Raw genomic sequence first — 15,352 nt, forward strand, 5'->3', positions numbered from 1 at the left:
CTAGCTCTGGGTTGCGCCTGCGCCGTCATCTACGACGGCCCAGCGTTTTGACTTCGACATCGGTCGGCATTCGACAATACGAACGCGCTCGCCTTCCTGACAGCGGTTCTGCTCGTCGTGAGCACGGTACCGCTTGGACGACTTGATAAACTTCTTGTACAGCGGGTGCATCACCCGCCTTTCAACCAGGACCGTCACCGTCTTGTCCGTTTTGGTACTGACGACGACGCCTTGCAGCACACGACGCGGCATGGATCACAAACTCCTACTGAGCGGCCTGCGCGGCCTGGCGGTCGCGCAAGACGGTCTTGATTCGAGCGATGTCACGGCGCACCTGCCGCACCCGCGCGGTGTTCTCGAGCTGGCCGCTGGCCTGCTGGAAGCGCAGGTTGAAAGCTTCCTTGCGCAGCGTAACCAGCTGCTCCTTCAGCTCATCCTGGCTCTTGGCCCGAATATCTTCCGCTTTCATCGCTTAATCCTCCTCACCGATGCGCGTCACGAAACGCGTCTGCACCGGCAGTTTCGTCGAGGCCAAGCGGAAAGCTTCACGCGCCATTTCCTTGTTGACCCCTTCGAGTTCGAACATCACACGGCCGGGCTTCACGCGTGCCGCCCACCATTCGGGTGACCCCTTGCCGGACCCCATGCGCACTTCGGCTGGCTTGGACGACACCGGGACATCCGGGAAAACACGGATCCAGAGCTTACCGACACGACGCATGTGGCGGGTGATGGCGCGGCGCGCAGCCTCGATCTGACGGGCCGACACGCGTCCCGGAGTCGTCGCCTTCAGGCCATACGTCCCGAAGTTCAACTCGGTTCCACCCTTGGCCATCCCGTGGATGCGCCCTTTGAACTGCTTGCGATACTTCGTCCGCTTTGGAGACAGCATCTTTCCCGTTCCCTAACTCTTGACCGGCCGCCTTACTGGCGGGCGGGGGCTGCACTCTGGCTCTCACTCAGGCGCTTTTCCTGCGCCATGGGGTCGTGAGCCAGAATTTCACCCTTGAAAATCCAGACCTTTACACCGCAGGTGCCATAGGTCGTGTTTGCGCGGCCTTCGCCGTAGTCAATGTCGGCACGCAGGGTGTGCAATGGCACACGGCCTTCGCGGTACCACTCGGTACGTGCGATTTCGGCCCCGCCCAAACGGCCTGCGCAATTGATCCGAATGCCCTGGGCGCCAAGACGCATGGCGTTCTGCACTGCCCGCTTCATCGCACGGCGGAACGCGACACGGCGCTCGAGCTGCTGCGCGATATTGTCGGCCACCAGCTTGGCATCCAGCTCCGGCTTGCGGATCTCGACGATGTTCAGGCTGACCTCGCCACCCGTCATCTTCTGCAATTCCTGGCGCAGCTTCTCGATATCCGCACCCTTCTTACCGATAACGACGCCGGGGCGGGCCGTATGAATCGTGATGCGTGCACGCTTGGCCGGACGCTCGATGATCACGCGGGCCACACCCGCCTGACGCAGGCGATTGTAGAGAAATTCGCGCAGCTTCAAATCCTCGTGGAGGTAACTGCCGTATTCCTTCCCGGCGAACCAACGGGAATCCCAAGTACGGTTGATGCCGACCCGAAGGCCGATCGGATTTACTTTCTGACCCATATCAGGCGCTCTCCTCGCGCTCACGCACAACAACGCGCAAGCGGCTCCAGGGCTTCAAGAGTTTGCCCGCACGACCACGTGCGCGCGGACGGAATCGTTTCATCATGAAGGCCTTGCCAACCGAGGCCTCCGCCACATACAGGCGGTCAACATCCAGATGATGGTTGTTTTCCGCATTGGCGATCGCAGCCTGAAGGACCTTCTTGACCTCCTGGGAAATGCGACGCTTGCTAAAAGTCAGGTCCGACAGCGCACGCTCCGCCGATTTCCCGCGGATCATCCCGGCCACCAGATTTAACTTGCGCGGACTGGTCCGCAGCAGGCTGGCGCTGGCCAGGGCCTCGTTATCGGACAGGCTGCGTTCGCTCTTGAGCTTACCCATCGCCCTTAACCTCTCTTCGCCTTCTTGTCCGCCGCATGCCCATAGAAGGTGCGGGTCGGAGCAAACTCACCGAACTTGTGACCGATCATATTCTCGTTCACTAGAACCGGCAGGAACTTGTGACCGTTGTGGACGCCGAAGGTCAGGCCAACGAATTGCGGCATGATGGTCGAGCGTCGCGACCAGGTCTTGATAATTTCATTGCGGCCCGAATTACGTACCGTCTCGGCTTTCTTGAGCAGGTAGCCGTCAACGAAGGGGCCTTTCCAGACTGAACGCGCCATTCTATCGGCTCCTTACTTCTTCTTCCGCGTTTTCCGGCGGCGCACGATCAGGCCGTCGGTCGTCTTGTTGTGCCGGGTCTTGTGACCCTTTGTGGGCTTACCCCAGGGCGTCACTGGATGGCGCCCCCCGGAGGTCCGGCCCTCACCGCCACCATGCGGGTGGTCGATGGGGTTCATGGCAACACCGCGAACCGACGGACGCTTGCCGATCCAGCGCTTACGCCCGGCCTTGCCCAGGTTGGTGTTAGTCTGGTCCGGGTTCGAAACCGCACCGACACTTGCCATACAGTCCGATCGGACCATGCGAACCTCTCCGGATGCCAGGCGCAACAGAGCATAGCCCGCATCGCGCCCAACCAACTGGACATAGGTTCCGGCAGAACGCGCAAGCTGAGCACCCTTACCGGGTTTCAGCTCGACGTTGTGAATGATCGTACCGATCGGCACGGAGCGCAGCGGCATAGCATTGCCAGGCTTCACGTCTGCCTTGTCGGATGCGATGACCTGATCGCCCTCACTCAGGCGCTGAGGCGCAATGATATAGGCCTGCTCACCATCTTCGTAGGTCAACAACGCAATGAACGCGGTGCGATTGGGGTCATACTCCAAACGCTCGACCTTCGCCGGCACATCGAACTTGCGCCGCTTGAAGTCGATCACGCGATAGGTACGCTTGTGTCCACCACCGATGCGACGAGAGGTGATGCGCCCCAGGTTGTTGCGTCCACCGGACTTGCTAAGTCCTTCGGTCAGCTTCTTGACGGGCTCACCCTTCCAGAGGCCGGACCGGTTGACCTGCACCAGCTGGCGGCGCCCCGGCGTGACGGGATTATATGTCTTCAACGCCATGGATCAGATCCCCGTGGTCACGTCGATGGAATGACCTTCCTCAAGCGTGACCATCGCTTTCTTGTAATCGGAACGCTGTCCGGGACGCCCCCGGAAACGCTTGGTCTTTCCCTGCTGACGCAGAGTATTGACCGCCTTGACCTTCACCTTGAACAGGGTCTCGACCGCCGTCCGGATTTCCGGTTTCGTGGCATCGAGCGCCACCTGAAAGGTGACCTGGTTGTATTCCCCGGCCAGGGTGGCCTTCTCGGTGATCACCGGCTTGCGGATGACTTCGTGCATCCGTTCGCCGGACAGCTTCACAGCTGCTGTCGTGCGGGCACGTCCCTTGCTCATTTCAGTCGCGCCTCCAGCGCTTCAACCGCTGTGCGGGTCAGAACCAGCCTGTCGCGGCGCAGGATATCGTGAACATTGGCGCCCTGCTGTGGCAGAACGTCGATCATCGGGATGTTGCGCGAAGCGCGCGCGAACATCTCGTCGATTTCCGCACCGTCGATGATGAGAGTGTTGGACCAGCCAAGGCCTTCAAAGCGCTTGGCTAGCTCAGCAGTCTTATGACTGTCCAGCTTGGCGCTGTCCAGCACAGAAAGCTTTCCATCGGCAGCTTTTGCAGAAAGAGCTGTCTTCAGGGCCAATTGGCGGAACTTTCGCGAGAGATCATGACCATGGTCACGCGGAGAAGGACCATGAACGGTTCCACCACCCCGCATAATATTGGTCTTCATGTCACCGCGACGGGCACGCCCCGTGCCCTTCTGGCGATAGGCCTTCTGGGCGCGACCGGCGACTTCACCGCGTGTCAGCGTCTTGTGCGTTCCGGCACGACGTTGGGCCAACTGCCAATTCACGGCACGTGCGAGCACGTCACGGCGTACAGGAACCCCGAAGACGCTATCGCTCAGCTCGATTTCGCCGTTCTCTTTGTTGTCGAGAGTCGTGACCTTCATCTTCATGGTCACTGCTCCTTCTGCTCTGCATTGCCTTCAGAGGCAATGTCTGCCTCAACAGGCGCTTCCGTTTCAGTGGCCGGTGCCTCCTCGGCGGGTGCTGCTTCTGCTCCTCCATTCGCCTTTGCATCGGCAGCCTGCTTAAGGCCGGCCGGGAAGGGAATGCCTTCAGGCAGGGTCGCCTTGGTCGCATCCGAGACCAAAAGCCAGCCGCCATCTGCGCCCGGAACCGCGCCGCGAACCATGACCAGGCCGCGGGCCTCGTCGGTTGCCACCACTTCCAGATTCTGGGTCGTCACGCGGCGATTTCCCATCTGTCCGGCCATCTTCTTGCCCTTGAAGACCTTGCCCGGATCCTGCATCTGGCCGGTGGAACCGTGACTGCGGTGCGCCGCGGAGACACCGTGGCTGGCACGCAGCCCGGCAAATCCATGCCGCTTCATCGCACCGGCAAAGCCCTTGCCGATGCTGGTACCGACAACATCGACCTTCTGGCCGGCCACGAAATGCCCGGCAGACAACTCGGTTCCCACATCCAGGACAGCATCCTCGGACACGTGGAATTCGGCCAACTTCTTCTTCGGTGTTACCTTGGCCTTGGCGAAACGCTCGCGCTCAGGCTTGGACACACGATTCGGTTTTGCCTTCCCAGCACCCAGCTGGAGGGCCGTATATCCATCCTTGTCCTTGGTACGGACGGCCACAACCTGGCAATCTTCCATCTGCAGAACGGTCACCGGAACATGCGTTCCGTCTTCCCGGAAAATCCGGGTCATGCCCAGTTTCTGCGCAATAATACCCGTGCGCATCGGATCATCCCTTCAGTTTGATCTCGACGTCGACACCAGCGGCCAGATCGAGCTTCATCAGCGCATCGACTGTCTGCGGGGTCGGGTCAACAATGTCCAATAGCCGCTTGTGCGTCCGCATTTCGAACTGCTCGCGGCTCTTCTTGTCGATGTGCGGCGAGCGCAACACCGTGAAACGCTCTATTCGGGTCGGCAGCGGAATCGGTCCGCGCACCTGCGCGCCCGTCCTCTTGGCCGTGTTCACGATCTCCCCGGTCGACTGGTCCAGGACCCGGTGATCGAACGCCTTCAGGCGAATACGGATATTTTGATGATCCATTGTTTAGCGCTCGTCCAAAGAGGCCGGCCCGATGTCTAGGCAACGGGCCGGCCGGTACACACAAAAAACCTGATTCAATCGACGATGGAAGCGACGACGCCGGCGCCGACGGTACGCCCGCCTTCGCGAATGGCGAAGCGCAGGCCCTCGTCCATGGCAATCGGTGCAATCAGCTCCACGTCCATCGAGACGTTGTCGCCCGGCATCACCATCTCCGTGCCCTCCGGAAGCGTGACAACACCCGTCACGTCCGTCGTACGGAAATAGAACTGCGGACGATAGTTCGTGAAGAACGGCGTGTGACGGCCACCCTCGTCCTTGTTCAGAATGTACGCCTCCGCCTTGAACTTCCTGTGCGGCGTGATCGTGCCCGGCTTCGCCAGAACCTGACCGCGCTCAACATCATCACGACCAACACCGCGCAGCAACGCACCGATGTTGTCACCGGCCTCGCCCTGGTCCAGAAGCTTGCGGAACATCTCGACACCGGTCACCGTCGTCTTCCGCGTGTCATGCAGACCGACAATCTCGACTTCCTCGCCAACCTTCACGACACCGCGCTCAACACGCCCCGTCACAACAGTCCCGCGACCCGAAATCGAGAACACGTCCTCGATCGGCATCAGGAACGGCTGGTCCTTCGGACGCTCCGGTGTCGGAATGTAGTCGTCAATCGCCTGCATCAGCTCGATGATCGAATCATGGCCCAGCTTCTGGTCCGTGTCCTCGATCGCCGCCAGCGCAGACCCCTTGATGATCGGAATGTCGTCACCCGGGAAGTCGTAGCTCGACAGAAGCTCGCGTACCTCAAGCTCAACAAGCTCAAGAAGCTCCTCGTCGTCAACCTGGTCACACTTGTTCAGGTAAACCACCAAGGCCGGAACACCAACCTGGCGCGCCAGAAGAATGTGCTCGCGTGTCTGCGGCATCGGCCCGTCCGCGGCGGACACAACCAATATGGCCCCGTCCATCTGCGCCGCACCCGTGATCATGTTCTTCACATAGTCCGCGTGACCCGGGCAATCCACGTGCGCATAGTGACGGTTCGCCGTCTCGTACTCAACGTGCGCCGTCGAAATCGTGATCCCGCGCGCCTTCTCCTCAGGCGCCTTGTCAATGGCGTCATACGCCATAACCTGACCCGTGCCAGACTCCGCCATCACCTTCGTGATCGCCGCCGTCAGCGTCGTCTTACCATGGTCAACGTGACCAACCGTCCCAATGTTGCAGTGCGGCTTCGTCCGCTCGTATTTCGCCTTCGCCATCTTAATCCAGACTTTCTGCTATCCGACTTTCTTGCTTCCTGTACAGGCCGCAAAGGGCCCAACGACTGATTCGGCAGGCAGCGCCTGACCCGGGAACAACGCGGAGCGAACTGGAGCGGGTGATGGGAATCGAACCCACACCACCAGCTTGGAAGGCTGGGGCTCTACCATTGAGCTACACCCGCACACTGAACGACCGCCACTTTCCTATTCGAGTGCTCCGGCCCAGAAATGGTGGAGGAGGTTGGATTTGAACCAACGTAGGCGAAGCCAACGGATTTACAGTCCGTCCCCTTTAACCACTCGGGCACTCCTCCAAAGGATCACCGGGCACACGATAGAGCCGTGATCTATGTTGATTTATAGACCGCCTGTCAACCGTAAACATGACGAAAAATCCCTGTCCGCCCCGCCGAAAAGCAGGATGGATGAAGAACCTTGCGTCATGCCTTATGTTGAGGCTGATAGTAAGCACCATGAGCCGCAAACGCAAGAAACTCTCGACAGGTCCTGCCGCGGACGGGAACAGGCGGAATGCCAACGCCGCCCAGTCCCCGGCAGGACGTGACAAAACCCCTCGCAGCCAGCGCAAACCGCAGCGGGAAAGCGGTCTGTGGCTGTATGGTTGGCATGCCTGCCTGGCCGCTCTGGGCAATCCGAAGAGGCGTTGCCGGCAGTTGCTGCTGGCGGGGACGCCCGATGCCGGCCAGCAGACTGCACTCAATGCACTGTATGATCGGCATGACCTGTCCCTGCCCGAGTCGCGCAGCGTGGACCGAGACGAGATGAGTGAGCGGCTGCCTCCCGGCGCCGTACACCAGGGTATTGCAGTGCATGCCGACCCGCTTCCAGCAAAGGATCTTGAGGACATACTCGAGCCGCTGCCACCGGGCCGGCAGGTCATTGTGGCCCTGGACCAGGTCAGCGATCCCCACAATGTGGGTGCCATCCTGCGTTCGGCAGCCGTGTTCGGTGGAGCGGCCGTCCTGAATACGGAACGCCATGCGCCAGCCGAAACAGGAACACTGGCCAAGTCAGCCAGTGGAGGGCTCGAGAGCGTTCCCTATATCCAGGTGATCAATCTGGCACGCAGTCTGGACCGCTTGAAGGAAGCCGGGTTCTGGGTCTTCGGCCTGGCATCGGAAGCCCCCGCCACCCTGCCCGAGGCGGAGTTGCCAGAGAAGCTGGTGCTCTGCCTGGGCGCGGAGGGACCTGGCCTGCGCCGCCTGACGCGGGAACGCTGCGACTTGCTGGTCCGCCTGCCCGCACCGGGCGCCCTGCAGGATCTGAACGTGTCGAATGCCGCCGCCGTCGCGCTCTACGAGCTGCTTGCGCGCACATCGCCTGTGTAAGGCCAAGGAGAACCTGGCCCCTTGCAAGGGTCAGAAGCTGGGGGGCGTGCAGGCCGTGATCACCTCGCAGGTCTCGTCACCCAGGTTGCGGAAACGGTGCGGAACGCGGCTGTCGAAATAGAAGGCCTCCCCTTCCTTCAATAGCTGTCTCTGGTCACCGACCGTAACATCGAGCGCACCGCGTATGACGACGCCGGCCTCCTCGGCGTCATGACGCAACAGGGCCTCTCCGGTATCGGCACCGGGTGCGTAGCGTTCGTGCAGCACCTGCATGGCACGCCCGCGCAGGTCCCGGCCCACCTGACGATAGCTTATGTCGCCCCCGGCAATCTCAAAGAGTTCCTCGGCCCGATAGAAAATGCGGCTGCGCGGGGTTTGTCCCAGGCTGAAGAAATCAGCCAGACTTATGGGAAAACCGGCCAGCACCCTTTTCAGCATGCCGACCGAAGGGCTGCTCTTGTTCTGTTCGATCAGCGAGATGACCGCATTCGATACACCGGCCCGCTTGGCCAGTTCTCGCTGAGAGAGATCATGCATCTGCCTGAGATTCCTGAGGCGTTGCCCCACACCGGGATCATCGTCTTCCAGGCCGTCCATGGTGGATCTCACTTTATTGTGTCAAGTATATTTAACGTTCTCGTGATTATTGACGAGATAAACCAAGCACGAAAGATATTTTGTCAATTTTCCTTATCATGCTATCGTGCCGGCAATTCAGTTTGCGAACATGGAGGATCGTCATGGACGGCACAGCCCTGAGCGTCAATGCGGACGCCACACCGAACAGTCTGGAATCCTACTGGATGCCGTTCACCTGGAACCGGCAGTTCAAGAAGGACCCCATGCTGGTGACCTCGGCCAAGGACATGCATTATACCAGCGTGGATGGACGCCAGATCCTGGACGGCACGGCTGGCTTATGGTGCTGCAATGCCGGACATGGGCGCGAGAAGATCGTCGAGGCGGTCCAGCAGACCGTGGCTCATCTGGATTATGCCCCCTCCTTCCAGGTCAGTCATCCGCTTCCATTCGAGCTGGCATCACGCATACGTGCGATGCTGCCGGGCGATTACGAGCATGTCTTCTTCTGCAATTCCGGCTCCGAGGCCGTAGACTCCGCTCTGAAGATTGCACTGGCCTATCACCGCGTGCGCGGTGATGCGGCCCGCACCCGCTTGATCGGGCGCGAGCGTGGTTATCACGGCACCGGCTTCGGCGGCATCTCCGTGGGTGGCATCGTGAAGAACCGCATGTTCTTCGGCCCGCTCATGAATGGTGTCGACCACCTGCCGCATACGCACAACCTGGAGCACAACGCCTTTTCACGCGGCCAGCCGGCCTGGGGCGCGCATCTGGCCGACGAGCTGGAGCGCATGGTCCAGCTTCACGACGCCAGCACCATTGCAGCGGTGATCGTCGAGCCGGTCGCTGGTTCGACCGGTGTGCTGATCCCGCCGCAGGACTACCTGCAGCGACTGCGCAAGATTTGCGACAAGCACGGCATCCTGTTGATCTTCGACGAGGTGATCACCGGCTTCGGCCGCCTTGGCAAGCCGTTTGCCACGGAATACTTCGGTGTCCAGCCCGACATCATCACCTGCGCCAAGGGGCTGACCAACGGTGTCATTCCCATGGGGGGCGTGATTTGCCGCAAGGGCATCTACGACGCCTTCATGGACTGGGCCGACGAAAGCGGAAACACGATCGAGCTCTTCCATGGCTACACCTATTCCGGCCACCCGGTTGCCGCCGCAGCCGGCCTGGCGACGCTGGACGTCTATAACGAGGAAGGCCTTTTCGACAGGGCCGCCGAACTCGCCCCCTACTGGGAAGAGGCGGTGCACTCCCTGAAGGACACGCGCCATGTCATCGACTTGCGAAACTTGGGCCTCATTGCCGGCATTGAACTTGAAGCACGTCCCGGTGCGCCCGGTGCGCGTGGCTACGAGGCCTTCAAGCGCTGCTTTGACAAGGGCCTGCTGATCCGCGTGACCGGCGATATCATTGCCCTGTCACCTCCGCTGATCGTCGATAAGCCGCAGATCGATCAGATGTACACGATCCTGCAGGAGGTCCTGGAAAACCTGGACTGAGGCAGACCCTCATGCAGTTTTGTCCCGGCCGTTTGGCCGGGACATTCTTTTTCAAGCAACTGGACAGTCAAGAACAAGGGAGTAAATGGCAATGCTGGTTGGTGTCCCCAAGGAGATCAAAACCAAGGAATTCCGTGTCGGTCTGACACCGACCTCTGTCCGCGAACTGGTTCACAACGGCCATCAGGTCCTGGTCGAGACAGGTGCCGGTGACGGCATCGGCTTTTCCGACAAGATCTACAGCGATGCCGGGGCCGGAATTGCCGGCTCGGCCGCCGAAGTCTTCGAAAAATCCGAGATGATCGTGAAGGTGAAGGAGCCGCAACCGCAGGAATGCAAGATGCTGCGCGAAGACCAGATCCTTTTCACCTTCCTTCATCTCGCACCCGACTTGACCCAGACCCAGGGCCTGATCGATTCCGGCTGTATCGCCATTGCCTATGAAACCGTCACCGATCGCCATGGCCGCCTGCCCCTGCTTGCCCCGATGAGCGAGGTGGCCGGGCGCATGTCCGTTCAGGTCGGCGCCCACTGTCTAGAGAAGGAACAGCAGGGCAAGGGCGTCCTGCTTGGCGGCGTTCCGGGCGTCAATCCCGCCAAGGTGGTCATCCTGGGCGGCGGTGTCTCCGGCATGAACGCAGCCCGCATGGCCATGGGCATGAGCGCGGATGTCACCGTGATCGACAAGTCCCTGGAACGCCTGAACGAGCTGGACACCATTTTCGATTCCAAGCTCAACACACTCTATTCCACCGTCGACTCCATCGAGGCGCATTGCCTTGAGGCCGACCTGGTGATCGGCTGTGTCCTGATACCCGGAGCGGCTGCACCCAAGCTGGTTACGCGCGACATGATCTCGCGGATGGAGGCCGGGACTGTCCTGGTTGATGTCGCCATTGACCAGGGCGGTTGTTTCGAGACCTCGAAGGCCACGACCCATGACAATCCCACCTTCATCGTGGACGACGTGGTGCACTACTGCGTGGCCAACATGCCAGGCGCCGTGGCACGCACATCGACCCAGGCCCTGAACAACGCCACCCTGCCCTTCACGCTGGCCTTGGCCAACAAGGGCTGGAAGCGGGCCCTGGCCGAGAACGAGCACCTCATGGAGGGGCTGAACGTGGCGCACGGCAAGATCACCTATGCCGCCGTTGCCGAAGCGCACGGCAAGGATTCCGTCCGCCCTCAGGAAGCCATCGGTATCTGAGCTGCTTTTCGTACTTTGAGAAAAGGGCCCGACAGGAATAACGGATCGGGCCCTTTTCATTCATGCCCTGTTGTCTATGGCATCAGATCGCGCAGGCGATACCACATCATGGCCAGGGCCAGGGTTGGCGTGCGCAGGTAGGTCCCGCCCGGGAAAGGCTGGTGCGGCAGGCGCGCGAAGACGTCGAAACGGCCGGCCTGTCCAGCAATTGCCTCGGCCAGAACCCGCCCGGCAATGGCACTCAGACTGACACCCTGGCCGGAATAGCCCTGCGTGAAGTAGAGGGTTTCGTCCAGGCGGCCGAGATGCGGAGCGCGGTCCATGGTGATCGCAACATATCCCCCCCAGACATACTCGAATGATACGTCCTCTAGCTGGGGGAAAACACTCAGCATCGAACGGCGCATCGCCCGCGACAGGTTGGGCGGCATCAGTGTGGAATAGCTGACCCGTCCTCCGAACAGAAGCCTGCGGTCCGAGGACAGGCGAAAATAGTTGAGCACGAACTTCAGGTCAGCAATGGCCTCATCCTGGGGGATCAGCGCTGCCGCGCGTTCTCCCAGGGGATGAGTCGCCGCCATGTAGGTGCCGACCGGCATGATGGTTCGCGCCAATTCGGGCACCAGCTTTCCAAGATGCGCGTTACAGGCCACCACCAGGAAGCTGGCCTGCACCTGCGCTCCGGCCTCTGTCTTGGTGACGGGCTTGGCGCCACGCTCGATCGCGCTGACCCGTGAGTGCTCGAAAATTCGCACCCCTGCCTGCTCGGCCGCCCGGGCCAGGCCCTGGCAATAGGCCAGGGGGTGCAGGTGCCCGGCCCCGTCATCCTGCAAGCCGCCAATATAGCGTGGGCTGTCCACGTGTTGGCGTGACGCCTCCGCCCCACGTACCACCTGAAGCTTGTCGTAATCATAATTCCGGGCCCAGTCCTCCTGCCAGGCCTCGACCTCGCGCAGTTCGCGGGGCCGTTCTGCCGCCAGGTAATACCCCCATTTCAGGTCGCAGGCGATCTGGTGTGTCTCGACACGGTGGCGAATGATTTCCTTGGATTCCTCGGCCATGTCGAACAGCAGGCGCGCATCCTCGCGCCCCAGCGCGCGCTCGATCTTGCCGGTGCCCGAGGAAAAGCCGGAACAGACCTGTCCCCCATTGCGGCCACTGGCGCCCCATCCGACGGTCTGTGCCTCCAGCACCACGACATCCAGGCCGCGCTCGGCCAGTTCAATGGCCGTGCTCAGGCCGCTGTAGCCGGCACCAATGACGCAGACATCGGCCTGAAGGGACTCAGCCAGCGCAGGCCGCACGGGGCCGTCGCTCACGCTGGCACGATAATAGGAATCGATGGCATCCTCGTGTTTCATAAGGTACTTTTTGGGCTCAAACGAACAAAAAGACAATCATGGCGATTTATTCGAAACCTGTATCCTCAGCCCTCCGCTGGATCAGGCCCGCCTCTTCACCCGAACCAACAGAGATTCCATCATGTCCTTCATAGAAGACTTCCTGCAGGAGCATAACATCGAGGAAGTCGAATGCCTCGTGCCCGACATGGCCGGCATCGCCCGCGGCAAGATTCTGCCCGCCAGCAAGTTCATCAAGGGCATGCGCAGCAACGGGCTGCGCGTACCGGAGTCGATCTTCGTCCAGACCGTGACGGGCAGCTACCCAGACAACGACGGCGTCACCAACCCGGCCACTTCGGATGTCTATCTGGTGCCGGACGAGGAGACCATGCGGCTGGTCCCCTGGTACGAAGAGCCGACAGCCCAGATCATCTGCGACCCTTACTACTTCGATCACACGCCGGTCCCCTTTGCCGCCCGACATGTCCTGAAACGGGTCCTGAAGCTGTTCGAGGCGAAAAAATACCTGCCCCAGGTGGCGGTGGAACTGGAATTCTACCTGGTCGACCGCAATGACGACCCCGACTACCCGCTGCAACCACCGATCGGGCGCTCGGGCCGCCGCGAAACCTCGCGGCAGTCCTATGGCGTCGATGCCGTCAACGAGTTCGACCCCATGTTCGAGGAGGTCTACGACTTCTGCGACGCCCAGCGAATCGATATCGATACCCTGACCCACGAGGCCGGGGCCGCCCAGATGGAGATGAACTTCAACCACGGGGAAGCGCTGCTGCAGGCCGACCAGGCCTTCCTGTTCAAGCGCACGGTGCGCGAGGCCGGTCTGCGTCACAAGGTGTATGCCACTTTCATGTCCAAGCCGATGCAAGGCGAGCCCGGCAGCTCGATGCATGTCCATCAAAGCCTGGTCAGCAAGAAGACCGGGCGTAACGCCTTCGCCAACCAGAACGGTCAGGACAGCCGCCTCTTCCATCAGTACATCGCCGGCCTGCAGCGCTATCTGCCGGCGACAATGCCGATCTTCGCGCCCTATGTGAACTCCTACCGCCGGCTGATGCCGGACACGGACGCCCCCATCAACACGCACTGGGGCTATGACAACCGCACGGTCGGCCTGCGCGTGCCCCACTCCGGTGTCCAGGATCGCCGTGTCGAAAACCGTGTACCCGGGGCGGATGCCAACCCTTACCTGGCGCTGGCCGGTTCTCTGGCCTGCGGCTATCTGGGCATCGAGGAAAAGCTGATGCCTCGTGCACCGATCGAGGGCAGCGCCTACCGCCTGGCACATACCCTGCCGCGCACCCTCTACGATGCACTCAGTCGCTTCTCCTCGCACCGTGGGCTGAAGAACGTGCTGGGCGATCAATTCGTCGCCGCGGTTTCAGCGGTCAAGGACGCCGAACTGGACGCCTACCAGCAGGTGATTTCCTCCTGGGAGCGTGAACACCTGCTTCAGAACGTCTGACCGATCACAGACAAGGACGACAAGACTTCTGCCACCCGCGCCAGTGCCTGCTGCAGGTCGGCCCTTGTGGCCGGCGTGGTCAGGCTGAGCCGCAATCCTTGGGGAACGTCGCGGCGCACGGCAAAGGTGCGCGAAGCCACCACCTCGACGCGCTGCCGTCGGCAACGTTCCGCCACCGCTTCGGCATCCTCCGTCACCGGCACCCAAAGATGCGGTGCCGGGGGTGCATCTGGCGGAACGGGCAGGATCCGCCGCGCCAGCTTCCAGCGCGCCAGCATTTCCCCCTTTTGCCAATCCAGGCGCCGATAAACGGTCCCATCCTCGATCCACAGGCACGCCAGCTCCAGGGCCAGGGGTGACAACAGCCAGGTGGTCGCGTGCGTTTCCTCCCTGAGCGGCGCGATCAGGTTCGACGGTCCCGCGATCATCCCGAAGCGCACACCCGGGACGGCCGCCTTGGACAGGCTGCTGACCAGCAGGGCCTGCTCCGGCAGGTGGCACGACAGTGGCGGCAGGTCCGTCAGGGCACCATAGACATCGTCCTCGACCAGCGTCAGGCCATGCTGGCGTATCACTTCGGCCAGCTTGCGACAGCGCTCGGGACCGGCCAGGGCCCCAGTGGGGTTCTGCAGTAGAGGCACCAGAACCACGACACGCGCATCACTGGTCTCTGCCGCACGGGCCAACGCCTCGGGCTGACAGCCCTCCGCATCCATGGGCACGGGCACCAGCCTCAGATGAAGCTGCTTGGCCACAGCCTTCATGCCGGGAAAGGTCAATTCCTCGACCAGGACGGAATCCCCCGGCCTGCAGATGGATTGCAGGGCTGCGGCCAAAGCCTGCTGGGCGCCGGCACAGGGGACCACCGAAGCCGGCGAAACCTGTAATCCGCGCTGCGCCAGCCACTGGGATCCCGCCACTCCTGCACGTTCCAGCAGGCGTGGCTCGTGATAGCCTTGGGCGGCTTCCAACTTACCCTCGGCAATCAAGGCCTGCAGCGTATCCTCCAAGTCACGATTGCCAGGTTGGTGGGCTGGAACATTGGTTGAGAGGTCCAGGCTGTCCTGGCTACGCGGTTCCTTCAGACTGAACAGCGTTGCCTCGCGGCTTTCCGGCAGGACATAGGTTCCGCGACCGACCTCTCCGCCGACCAGGTGTCTTCGCGCGGCCTCGCGATAGGCCTGGGTGACCGTGCTGAGATTGACTCCCAGCTTCCAGGCCAGCTCGCGCTGGGGCGGAAGTCGGTCTCCAGGGCGCAGATCACCCTGGCTCACGGCATCTCCCAACGCCTCGACAATGGCCAGGTATTTGACGCTGTTGCGCCCCTCAAGCGATGGCGTCCACATTGTTACCCATACAATATAAATGTTGACCCATACAATTAACCCCCGCACCCTGTCGG

The 15,352-nt window shown here is 61.4% G+C and carries 19 protein-coding genes and 2 tRNA genes; 4 read left to right on the plus strand and 17 right to left on the minus strand.

Features of this window, described 5'->3' with window-relative positions; translation table 11 throughout:
• The 14 genes from rpsQ to G502_RS0108640 all read right to left on the minus strand — a co-directional run bounded on the left by rpsQ (position 1) and on the right by G502_RS0108640 (position 6,786).
• A complete protein-coding gene (gene rpsQ / locus G502_RS0108575; RefSeq protein WP_022728257.1) occupies positions 1–252 on the minus strand; it encodes a 30S ribosomal protein S17 in 252 nt (83 codons plus the stop codon).
• 13 nt (positions 253–265) lie between these two features.
• Positions 266–469, minus strand: coding sequence for a 50S ribosomal protein L29 (gene rpmC / locus G502_RS0108580; RefSeq protein ID WP_022728258.1), 204 nt, complete (start codon positions 467–469; stop codon positions 266–268).
• 3 nt (positions 470–472) lie between these two features.
• Positions 473–892, minus strand: coding sequence for a 50S ribosomal protein L16 (rplP, locus tag G502_RS0108585; protein WP_022728259.1), 420 nt, complete (start codon positions 890–892; stop codon positions 473–475).
• Positions 893–924: 32 nt separating this feature from the next.
• Positions 925–1,614 (minus strand): 30S ribosomal protein S3, encoded by a 690-nt coding sequence (gene rpsC, locus G502_RS0108590; RefSeq protein WP_022728260.1) that lies wholly within the window; start codon positions 1,612–1,614, stop codon positions 925–927.
• A 1-nt stretch (position 1,615) separates the two neighbouring features.
• Entirely contained in the window at positions 1,616–1,996 is a 381-nt protein-coding gene (gene rplV / locus G502_RS0108595) for a 50S ribosomal protein L22 (protein ID WP_022728261.1), read from the minus strand.
• Positions 1,997–2,001: 5 nt separating this feature from the next.
• On the minus strand, positions 2,002–2,280 hold the full coding sequence (gene rpsS / locus G502_RS0108600) for a 30S ribosomal protein S19 (RefSeq protein ID WP_022728262.1): 279 nt from the start codon (positions 2,278–2,280) through the stop codon (positions 2,002–2,004).
• A gap of 12 nt (positions 2,281–2,292) precedes the next feature.
• On the minus strand, positions 2,293–3,129 hold the full coding sequence (rplB, locus tag G502_RS0108605; RefSeq protein ID WP_022728263.1) for a 50S ribosomal protein L2: 837 nt from the start codon (positions 3,127–3,129) through the stop codon (positions 2,293–2,295).
• Between the two features lie 3 nt (positions 3,130–3,132).
• Positions 3,133–3,465 carry a 50S ribosomal protein L23 gene (locus G502_RS0108610; RefSeq protein WP_022728264.1) on the minus strand — a complete coding sequence of 111 codons (333 nt, stop codon included), beginning with the start codon at positions 3,463–3,465 and terminating at the stop codon, positions 3,133–3,135.
• The gene (gene rplD, locus G502_RS0108615) at positions 3,462–4,082 is read right to left on the minus strand and encodes a 50S ribosomal protein L4 (RefSeq protein ID WP_022728265.1); all 621 of its coding nucleotides are present in this window, start codon (positions 4,080–4,082) and stop codon (positions 3,462–3,464) included. The genes G502_RS0108610 and rplD overlap by 4 nt, the downstream gene beginning before the upstream one ends.
• A 2-nt stretch (positions 4,083–4,084) precedes the next feature.
• The gene (gene rplC / locus G502_RS0108620) at positions 4,085–4,885 is read right to left on the minus strand and encodes a 50S ribosomal protein L3 (protein ID WP_022728266.1); all 801 of its coding nucleotides are present in this window, start codon (positions 4,883–4,885) and stop codon (positions 4,085–4,087) included.
• Positions 4,886–4,889: 4 nt separating this feature from the next.
• Positions 4,890–5,204 (minus strand): 30S ribosomal protein S10, encoded by a 315-nt coding sequence (rpsJ, locus tag G502_RS0108625; RefSeq protein ID WP_022728267.1) that lies wholly within the window; start codon positions 5,202–5,204, stop codon positions 4,890–4,892.
• Positions 5,205–5,278: 74 nt separating this feature from the next.
• The gene (gene tuf, locus G502_RS0108630; protein WP_022728268.1) at positions 5,279–6,469 is read right to left on the minus strand and encodes an elongation factor Tu; all 1,191 of its coding nucleotides are present in this window, start codon (positions 6,467–6,469) and stop codon (positions 5,279–5,281) included.
• 111 nt (positions 6,470–6,580) lie between these two features.
• A tRNA-Gly gene (locus G502_RS0108635) sits at positions 6,581–6,654 on the minus strand.
• Positions 6,655–6,701: 47 nt separating this feature from the next.
• Positions 6,702–6,786, minus strand: a tRNA-Tyr gene (locus G502_RS0108640).
• 159 nt (positions 6,787–6,945) lie between these two features.
• On the opposite strand from G502_RS0108640, the gene G502_RS0108645 reads away from it, so the two are divergent.
• Entirely contained in the window at positions 6,946–7,821 is an 876-nt protein-coding gene (locus G502_RS0108645) for a TrmH family RNA methyltransferase (RefSeq protein ID WP_026989241.1), read from the plus strand.
• A gap of 30 nt (positions 7,822–7,851) precedes the next feature.
• Here the strand turns inward: G502_RS0108645 and G502_RS0108650 are convergent, their stop codons facing one another.
• Entirely contained in the window at positions 7,852–8,418 is a 567-nt protein-coding gene (locus G502_RS0108650) for a cupin domain-containing protein (protein ID WP_022728270.1), read from the minus strand.
• Positions 8,419–8,561: 143 nt separating this feature from the next.
• Between G502_RS0108650 and aptA the strand changes: the two genes are divergently transcribed.
• Entirely contained in the window at positions 8,562–9,914 is a 1,353-nt protein-coding gene (gene aptA, locus G502_RS0108655) for an omega-aminotransferase AptA (protein WP_022728271.1), read from the plus strand.
• Between the two features lie 91 nt (positions 9,915–10,005).
• A complete protein-coding gene (gene ald / locus G502_RS0108660) occupies positions 10,006–11,124 on the plus strand; it encodes an alanine dehydrogenase (protein WP_022728272.1) in 1,119 nt (372 codons plus the stop codon).
• Positions 11,125–11,198: 74 nt separating this feature from the next.
• Here ald and G502_RS0108665 read toward each other — a convergent pair whose 3' ends face one another.
• Positions 11,199–12,485, minus strand: a complete 1,287-nt coding sequence (locus G502_RS0108665) for an NAD(P)/FAD-dependent oxidoreductase (RefSeq protein ID WP_022728273.1) — start codon at positions 12,483–12,485, stop codon at positions 11,199–11,201.
• Between the two features lie 121 nt (positions 12,486–12,606).
• Here G502_RS0108665 and G502_RS0108670 point away from each other — a divergent pair, with 121 nt between their 5' ends.
• Positions 12,607–13,950, plus strand: a complete 1,344-nt coding sequence (locus G502_RS0108670) for a glutamine synthetase family protein (RefSeq protein WP_022728274.1) — start codon at positions 12,607–12,609, stop codon at positions 13,948–13,950.
• On the opposite strand, the gene G502_RS0108675 is transcribed toward G502_RS0108670, so the two are convergent.
• On the minus strand, positions 13,938–15,296 hold the full coding sequence (locus G502_RS0108675) for an aminotransferase-like domain-containing protein (protein ID WP_022728275.1): 1,359 nt from the start codon (positions 15,294–15,296) through the stop codon (positions 13,938–13,940). The two genes, G502_RS0108670 and G502_RS0108675, sit on opposite strands and share 13 nt — an antisense overlap.
• Between the last annotated feature and the right edge of the window lie 56 nt (positions 15,297–15,352).

Origin of the sequence: Fodinicurvata sediminis DSM 21159 (assembly GCF_000420625.1) — a bacterium.
GTDB classification, from domain to species: Bacteria; Pseudomonadota; Alphaproteobacteria; order Kiloniellales; family DSM-21159; genus Fodinicurvata; species Fodinicurvata sediminis.